Origin of the sequence: Bacillus sp. 105MF (assembly GCF_000374885.1) — a bacterium.
Taxonomy (GTDB): Bacteria; Bacillota; Bacilli; order Bacillales; family Bacillaceae_G; genus Bacillus_A; species Bacillus_A pseudomycoides.
Genome location: NZ_KB895638.1, coordinates 1 through 8,059, shown reverse-complemented (window position 1 = coordinate 8,059; position 8,059 = coordinate 1). Strand labels below are relative to the sequence as shown.

The 8,059-nt window shown below is 33.9% G+C and carries 7 protein-coding genes and 2 pseudogenes; 4 read left to right on the top strand and 5 right to left on the bottom strand.

Annotation, left to right across the window (positions count from 1 at the left end; translation table 11 throughout):
* The first annotated feature begins 475 nt into the window (after positions 1 to 475).
* Positions 476 to 934: a VOC family protein gene (locus tag C564_RS0130595; RefSeq protein ID WP_018768101.1), complete on the top strand. Its 459-nt coding sequence runs from the start codon at positions 476 to 478 to the stop codon at positions 932 to 934.
* Between the two features lie 226 nt (positions 935 to 1,160).
* On the opposite strand, the gene C564_RS0130590 is transcribed toward C564_RS0130595, so the two are convergent.
* From C564_RS0130590 to C564_RS35920, 3 genes and pseudogenes are all read right to left on the bottom strand, one after another.
* Complete coding sequence (locus tag C564_RS0130590; RefSeq protein ID WP_018768100.1) at positions 1,161 to 1,475, bottom strand: hypothetical protein; 315 nt, start codon at positions 1,473 to 1,475, stop codon at positions 1,161 to 1,163.
* A 355-nt stretch (positions 1,476 to 1,830) separates the two neighbouring features.
* Positions 1,831 to 2,733, bottom strand: a complete 903-nt coding sequence (locus C564_RS0130585; protein WP_018768099.1) for a mechanosensitive ion channel family protein — start codon at positions 2,731 to 2,733, stop codon at positions 1,831 to 1,833.
* Positions 2,734 to 2,922: 189 nt separating this feature from the next.
* A pseudogene (locus tag C564_RS35920) lies at positions 2,923 to 3,060 on the bottom strand (zinc ribbon domain-containing protein); the annotation flags it as partial.
* Positions 3,061 to 3,381: 321 nt separating this feature from the next.
* Between C564_RS35920 and C564_RS34015 the strand changes: the two are divergent.
* From C564_RS34015 to C564_RS0130565, 3 genes and pseudogenes are all read left to right on the top strand, one after another.
* Positions 3,382 to 4,502: pseudogene (locus C564_RS34015) on the top strand (helix-turn-helix domain-containing protein).
* 72 nt (positions 4,503 to 4,574) lie between these two features.
* The gene (locus tag C564_RS37945; protein WP_018768096.1) at positions 4,575 to 5,246 is read left to right on the top strand and encodes a CPBP family glutamic-type intramembrane protease; all 672 of its coding nucleotides are present in this window, start codon (positions 4,575 to 4,577) and stop codon (positions 5,244 to 5,246) included.
* 395 nt (positions 5,247 to 5,641) lie between these two features.
* Entirely contained in the window at positions 5,642 to 6,241 is a 600-nt protein-coding gene (locus C564_RS0130565) for an undecaprenyl-diphosphatase (protein WP_018768095.1), read from the top strand.
* 322 nt (positions 6,242 to 6,563) lie between these two features.
* On the opposite strand, the gene C564_RS0130560 is transcribed toward C564_RS0130565, so the two are convergent.
* Together C564_RS0130560 and C564_RS33075 are read right to left on the bottom strand one after the other, a co-directional pair.
* Entirely contained in the window at positions 6,564 to 6,923 is a 360-nt protein-coding gene (locus C564_RS0130560; protein WP_018768094.1) for a DUF3888 domain-containing protein, read from the bottom strand.
* Between the two features lie 279 nt (positions 6,924 to 7,202).
* A partial coding sequence (locus tag C564_RS33075) for an IS4 family transposase (protein WP_018768093.1) occupies positions 7,203 to 8,059 on the bottom strand: 857 nt, incomplete at its 5' end.

The window sequence follows — 8,059 nt, the reverse complement described above, 5'->3', positions numbered from 1 at the left end:
TGAAATTAAAACAGATGATTTACAATGAATTCGCTCAGATGTGCTAGAAAAATAAGCTTGAGCGCCCCCTTCCCCTTATTTTCAAAATCACTTTGTGAAAATGACATAGAATTCATATTCTATGTCATTTTTCGTGTAATTGGGGTACGACAACATGCCCATCAACTTAAAAATATTAACTACCCCCAAGAGTAAAAAATGCTATCCCTTCTTTATATTCTTACTAAAAGAATAGCGTTTTTTCATTATTTAAATATGATTTCATCTGAATTTAATGGAGATTTCTCCTACAAAAGTAGTGGAATTTTCATTTGAATTTGCTACCTCAGTTGGATTTATCATATTTCAATTTCGATATAATAGTAAATAGGTATATTGGATTTGGAGATACATTACAATGATTATACATACTTCAGATTTAGGATTACAGTAACTACTCAACCCGTAGTTACCAATAAAAAAAGGAATAAGCAGAATGATACAGAACATATACGAAACTCATTTACATGTAAGAGATTTAGAAAAGGCGATAAATTTCTATCAAAATAAGTTAGGGTTAGCATTAGCAAGAAAACTATCCAAAAGAAAAGTGGCTTTCTTTTGGGTAGGAGAAAGTAAAAAGCAAATGCTTGGACTATGGGAAGTACATAATATTGAAGATTTGGAGATGAAACACTTTGCTTTTGGTGTAGATTTAGAATTTCTAAAGACTTCTAAATTGTGGTTAGAGAATCGTGGAATAGAAGTGGTGGGAAGCCAAGGAAAAGGAAATCAAGAGCCAATTGTCCAAAGATGGATGCCAGCTGCAAGTGTATACTTTATGGATTGTGATGGAAATAAATTAGAGTTTATTTCTATGTTACATGATAATCCAGATGAATTAGAATATGCATCCTATTTAAGTGAATGGGATGCGGAACACCAAGAAAAATAAATGAGATTGTATCTATAAAACGGAAAAAACGTCATCCTTTCTAATCTAGCTTGTTTAGAAAGGATAACGTTTTTTTGTATTTGAGGATATTAATAAAACTTCTTAGATTGAGGGGCATGTAAGGTAACCCCCATTAGGGCAATCCTAAATAAAACAATAATGAGTATCACAATTTTTTTCTTATGTTATCCAAAATAAAATATGTATATTGTTTTATAAAAAACAATTATTTACGACGCCTTCTCTTTGCTTTTTTACGCTGATTTGTATGACTATATTTTTTTATATGAGTACTTCTGTTCTTCTTATAATTAGGTAACTTAGATATAAGAAAAGTAATTGCACAAAAAATGAAAAATATAAAGTTTGCAATCACCCAAAGGTTAATATCATATTCATATAGCTTACTAAAATACTTTTTGTCACGAGTAATATGGCTTACGTTACTGTCAATTGCTTCGAGGGTGTAAGGAATAACCCAAAAGGAACCAATTAATATAACAATTGTTCCAAGAATGAAACTGAGTATATGTTTTATCAAGTTCTATTCTCCTTTAATTATGTTTATTGTATACGTTCATATAGTATATATGGTTCTGGTGCAAAGATTGTATTTATTTGAAAGAGGTATATAAATTTCTATTGGAATCTATTTTTATAAATGGGGTCTCGCCACATCACAATCAAGCTAAGAAAAGCAAATACCCCAAAACGAGAAAATTGGCATCTCCAGGTGAAAATGTACAATTTTTTGTTTTGGGGGCGTTATAAAATTCTTAAGTTGATGGGCATGTGTTTAAACCCTTAAGCTCATCGAAATCTACCGGTCTACAAAGCCAAATTCTAAATATAATTTGCAATCGCACCTCATGAACTGACCTAGGATCTCCAATCAGCTAGTTTTCTTTACTTGCTTGGTAAAGCTGCTCTCCAGGAATCTCCTGTAATTTTTCAGTATGAACGAACATGTTCGCTGTTGGCATTTGTACTTGATTCTTATGGAATACAGACATCAGTTCAAACCTTACTTGCCTGGAAGTTTCAAAATACTCTTCAGGTTTAACCAAGCCTACAATACAAAATTCGTACCCAACATATTTAAGGTTTGGATTTAAGTCTGTAATACCAATATATTGAAATGGTTCAACAGCCTCGTCCTCTATCCTATATAGGCTTTGATCCAATTTTTCATTGCAGATAACACTTACTTTTTCTAACAATTCCTTTATTCTTGTAGGATCTTCATGATAACTTACCGTAATCCGTTCAATAACCCGCATCCGGCCTTTATTAAAATTTTGTATCGTTCTAATCTCTCCATGTGGGATGGTAAGGAGTTTTCCCGACCATTCACGAATTTGCATAAAGCGAATACTGATTTCCTCAATGGTACCTGAACTTGTTCCGTTAAAAGTAACAAAATCGCCGACACGAAACTCTTTGTCCGTTAATCTTGCGAACCCTAATATAACATCTTTTAGCAGCTGTTGTGCAGCAAAACCGACGACAACTCCGGCAATCCCTGCACCTGCAAGAATACCTTTTATATCTACAAATTGACTAATTAGATAAATAACAAGGCTGATCAAAATTCCATACCTAAAAATTGATCGAATTACACTTTGAATCGTCTGTTCTACTTCTTCAGCAAAAAAACTTGACTTCCTAAAGAACCAATCAATAATACGGTTTATGACAAAGGAAAAGGTCATGAGAACCAAAGCAAATAGTGTAAATCTTAAAAGTAAAAAATTCCTTACATAATTAAAAAATTCCTCAGTAAAAGTTAATAAATCCATCCATCCACTTCCTTAAAAATGAAAATTTCATGCAAAGCTGATTTATTTTGACACTCCCACCCCTAAAGGGGCAAGCTGACTTAAGTCAGTAGGATTCTTGCTACCAAAAACCAAGTCTATTTCTAGTATGGCTGACGTGCAAGATGAGGGTGTGCCATCACCTCTCATAGGGTCAGAACGTATAGTTCCCTATGCTGATTGACTGTTACCATCAATCACAGGTGCATATCGGATATTCATTGCACCAACTCTATCACGATGAGTGCGAAAGCCACATTTGCACTTATATGTACGGTCTTTTGCTTTGCTTCTTTCAGAGCAATATGGCTCGTTAACGGAGCAACTTATTATCACTCAACAGTTCCTTAATCGATCTTTCAATTCAGCTGTTCTTTTCCTTTTCACTATAAAAATCCCCCTTTAGATAATCATATCCAAAGGGGTAAAACGGTGCAACAGCACCCCCTTTAGGGGTGGGAGTGACAAGTTTTCAAGAGATAGTTGAAAACTGCCAGGATATCGCTATCAGTTTTTTTGCTTTGCAATTTAATTGCGAGTTTCCGTGTGGTTGATTTCATCAACAAAAGTCAACTGTAAATCCATGGTATGTGCAGCCATAACACGTATAATTATAACTGAGGTGATGAAATGAAAGAAATCAATATCGCTAAAACTCTTATTGCAAAACGCAGAGAAAAAGGTATTACGCAGGATGAACTAGCAACCTATATTGGTGTTACAAAAGCGTTAGTTTCAAAATGGGAAACAAGCCAAAGTTATCCCAATATTACCTTTCTTCCTCAGTTAGCAATTTATTTTAATATCATTATAGATGAACTAATAGGATATGTGCCCCAAATGACCCAGGATGACATTAAAAAGCTGTATCACAGGCTCGCATCTAACTTTGCTGAAAAGCCATTTGATGAAGTGATGGCAGAATGCAGGACTATCATCAAAAAATACTATTCTTGTTTTCCCTTACTACTTCATATGGCGGTGCTATATGCTAATCACCATATGCTAGCGGCGGATTTGGAAAAACGAATAGAAACTCTTGAGGAAGCTGTTAACTTGTGCGTCCAAGTGAAAACAGAAAGTGAAGATGTTTCGCTCGCTAAAGATGCGGTATCGATGGAAGCCATTTGCTACCTTATGTTACAAAAACCGCAGGAGATTCTGGACTTACTTGGTGAAACCATCCGCCCAAAGTCCCCGGATGATGAAATGATAGCACAGGCGTATCAAATGATGGGAAATGTAAAAAAAGCTAATGAGATTATGCAGATCAGCATGTATCAGCACTTAATCTTACTGATCGAAGGAATACTACCTTATTTAATGCTGAATGCTTCGAATATAGAAAAAACAGAGGAACTCTTACAACGTGCTTTTGCTCTTGCAGATGCTTATAAAATAGAAAAGCTGCATCCAAATATGATTATAAAGGTATACTATGCGGCTGCACTGGTATATTGCATGCAAAAAAATCATGAAAAGGCACTCGATATGCTGCAAAAGTATTCGTCTGTCTGTACTATAGATTTTTCCCTATATAACTTGCATGGTGATTCTTATTTTGATGCGATTGATGGGTGGTTTGAGGAGTTTCAGCTTGGATCGAAGACGGTCCGTCACGAAGATACCATCAGCAAAGTATTGTAGATAATCCTGCATTTGCTGCCTTGGTTGACCTGCCGAGGTATAAGAGTATCATTGGCACCTTAAAATTCAAATTAGGAGTAAATGAGCGTGAAAAACCTATTTAAACGGGCATTAAAATTTTCACTTTGTGTGTTGCCAATCGGTATTATTGCTGGAATGCTGATAGGGGATGTATGATGTTGAATCTAAAAATGGGTGACCAGATAGTAGCGCAGATGCCAAAAGAAACATATATTCTAATTTCGGGTACTCAGACTGGCGTTTTATATACCGGCATTTTGGGGTTTATCGGTTATATTTTAGCCGATAAGGTGAATTTGCTGAAGAAGTTGACTTTTACAAAGAGAAGTATTCTAATTACTTTATTAATGAGCATGATAGTTGGTCTATTTTTAGTATTGGATTATTTCACTTTTGCCAAAGTGATTCCCGAAGTTGCGGCAGTTTATACGAAGGATAACTACTCTCTGCTCCATCTGGCAGCATCGGTTATTTACGGAGGAGTAGTAGAAGAAATCATGATGCGATTATTTTTCATGTCATTGACTGCTTTTATTCTATGGAAGCTGTTTGCTCGAAGCAAAGAAAAAGAGAATATTCCAGTATGGGTATTTGTAGTTGCGAATATTGTGTCATCACTTTTGTTTGCAGCAGGACATATTCCAGCAACGATTATAACCTTTGGTGGAATGAATGCCCTTATCTTGATACGCTGCTTCTTGCTCAACGGCGTTCCTGGCATGTTTTTTGGTTGGTTGTATCAAAAGTTAGGATTGCAATATGCGATAATCGCATATGCTTTAGCGCATGTTATTACTCAGTTTACATTTGCGTATTTCTTGCTTTAGTAGTAATGAAGTAAGCCAATACTTCATGTGAAGTTTAGTTTACAATTATAGATGATCTAACTATATAATTGAACGTGATTCCCCGATTTCATCCCTAAACGTTACTCATATTTGTAAAGAGAAGTCCTTTCAAAAATCAGTTCTATCAACTCATCTAAAAGTTGAGATAGACTCTCAAATATATGAATGTAAAGCCTTACAACGTGATTGTTGTAAGGTTTATTTGTTATTGTTAAGAAATTGTTAAGAAAAGGTTAAGAAGCATTTAAAATTGCTTTCCTACAATGGAAATATGAGTTTCAGGTTTTTCCCTTACTTAATATAAACAATTGAATATCTGGATATATGCGATGTGTTTTTAGATTTGAAATTTCAATGATTGGAGGAATTTAAACATGCCGTTTTCGCAGTTTAATATCGATGCTTTTCGATGGATTAATGATCTAGGGAAACAAAACCCGTCTCTAAATCCAATGATGGTTTTTGTTGCCGAATATATGTTATATGCTTTGGTCTTGGGTGTTCTTATATATTGGTTTACCCGAAACAACAAAAATAGAATGATGATTATTCAAGGTGGACTAGCATTCATTGTCGCTGAAATTATTGGGAAGATTGTTGGTCAATTTTATTCGCATCATCAACCATTTGCAGTACTTCCAAATGTTAATCAACTTGTTGAGCATGAAATCGATAATTCATTTCCAAGTGACCATACGATTTTATTTTTTTCTATTTGCGTTTCTATCTGGCTTGTTCGTAAAAAGGAAGGATGGTTATGGCTTATACTTGCATTCTGTGTAGCTATCTCCCGTATTTGGGTAGGTGTTCACTACCCTATCGATGTTGTTACAGGAGCTCTTGTAGGCATTATTTCAGCCTTATTTGTGTATTGGATAGCACCAAAGCTTTCTTTCATCAAGCGATTATTGGGTCTTTATGAAAGAATGGAGAAACATGTTATCCCGGTAAAAAACAATTCGAAAGACTTTTGATTAAAACGAGTTACAAAATATCAAAAATTAAAAAAGCGGATTATATATTAGGGGTCACTATATCATTTCGGGATAATTGTACGCTAAGGACTACAAAACCTTATCCTGGAAACATCTTTAAAAGATAAATACATGTTCAGAAAGATAAAATCCAAAGATTAATTGAACATTGAATTATGTACACACTTTATGAACGTGATTATAGCTAGAAAACCTTGATATTATTGAATTCTATGCTCTGTTCATAAATATAAGGTTTTCTGAACAAATATCTCTTTACCGTACATTAAAAAAACAGTGAGTTTATACTTCACTGTTTTTTCTATTCTTTCTGTTGTTTCACTTTTTTAACTTTTACCCCACTGGGATCAATATTAAAAGTAATTGTTACTTTGTAATTCGGAGGATTATGAGCATTTACATAAGTATGATATTCAGTTGTGACAAGAAAATTAAAAGTTCCTTTTGGATATCGCTCAACTTTTATAACTTTTGTCTCTGTTAAACTATATTGATGATATGTTCCAAGCTGCTTTCTAATAACTTGACTTGCATATGGGGCCAATAAAGTATTATAAAAATCCTTATTACACACATTGGTTGCTTTCCCTTTCAATGGAGATATAAAGAAAAATGTTATTATAATTCCATAAAATATTATGGATAATTTATGTTTTTGCATAAAGTTCTCTCCAACCTATGTTACTGGATAAGGGTTAGGATATGCTGAAAAATAGTAATTATTCATTTTAATTTAGCGTACAGGAAACGATTTAAATTTGTCCAATTTGTGTCTAAACGTACAATTTTCCGGAAATGATATAGTGACCCCATGCCCATCAACTTAAGAACAGAAACAAAATGAACTTTCGTTCATCAGGATTAAAATATCCTTAAAGTAGAGGTACACTCTTAAAAATGCACATGCCAAATAAACCTAGATAGGCATCATTTTAAAAAATTATGCAGCTTTCTTTTGTCTTCTCAAACCACTATACTCATATACAATGCCCAGAATATCAAAGACTGTCTTCTTCTCATACCGGTGAGATTTTCGGCCGTTTTTTTGTAAGAGATTAAAAAGTTGGAGAAAAACCTTTGTTATTTCTTGAGTACTTTTTTGTAGGGCTTCATACACCAAATACAGATGATCTTGAATCATGTAAATAGCTTTATATTCACTTAATTCTTTTTGCTTTTTCTGTAGTAACAGTTGTCTCATTTTGAACATAGTTGAAGAACAAAGAAAAATAGCGATTAATTGGCCGTAAAGATGACATTCTAGACGTTCCCGCTTAATATTGTGGCAACGATTGATACCAAAAAGAGATTTCCATGTTTTAAATACAATCTCTATTTGCCAACGTAGAGAGTAGATATCATGAATATGTTCCATCGGAACAACTTCCCATGGAATGTTGGTAATATAAACATTGATTTCTGTTAGACGTTTACTTTTTTCAGAGTATGTAACTCCTTTTTTCTTTTCAACATAAGTTTGTTGTTTCCTACGTTTATGAATTTGAGTTGATGTGAGTCTATATATTACAACTCGTGAGGGTAATTTTTGTTGTCCAATATAGGCATTCTGAATTTCATAAGTATCTCCTGGCTTTATCTGATGCATAATATCTTCAAGGTTAAGCAAAACATATAAAGATTGCTTTTTTACTGCCCCATTCCGAAAAAAATTTGGTGATTCATTTTTTACATATACGCTATTATTTAATTTCAACCGTGAAACATAGAATACTCCCCGTTGATCCATCTGATCTAAATCTTTTAGAGAAAAGTATCCTAAATCTCGTATACATAAAT

Excerpts from the sequence above, each read along its gene's own strand:
- C564_RS0130595 (WP_018768101.1), top strand. The coding sequence starts at position 476 with ATGATACAGAACATATACGAAACTCATTTACATGTAAGAGATTTAGAA.
- C564_RS0130585 (WP_018768099.1), bottom strand. The coding sequence starts at position 2,733 with ATGGATTTATTAACTTTTACTGAGGAATTTTTTAATTATGTAAGGAAT.
- C564_RS37945 (WP_018768096.1), top strand. The coding sequence starts at position 4,575 with ATGTTGAATCTAAAAATGGGTGACCAGATAGTAGCGCAGATGCCAAAA.
- C564_RS0130565 (WP_018768095.1), top strand. The coding sequence starts at position 5,642 with ATGCCGTTTTCGCAGTTTAATATCGATGCTTTTCGATGGATTAATGAT.
- C564_RS0130560 (WP_018768094.1), bottom strand. The coding sequence starts at position 6,923 with ATGCAAAAACATAAATTATCCATAATATTTTATGGAATTATAATAACA.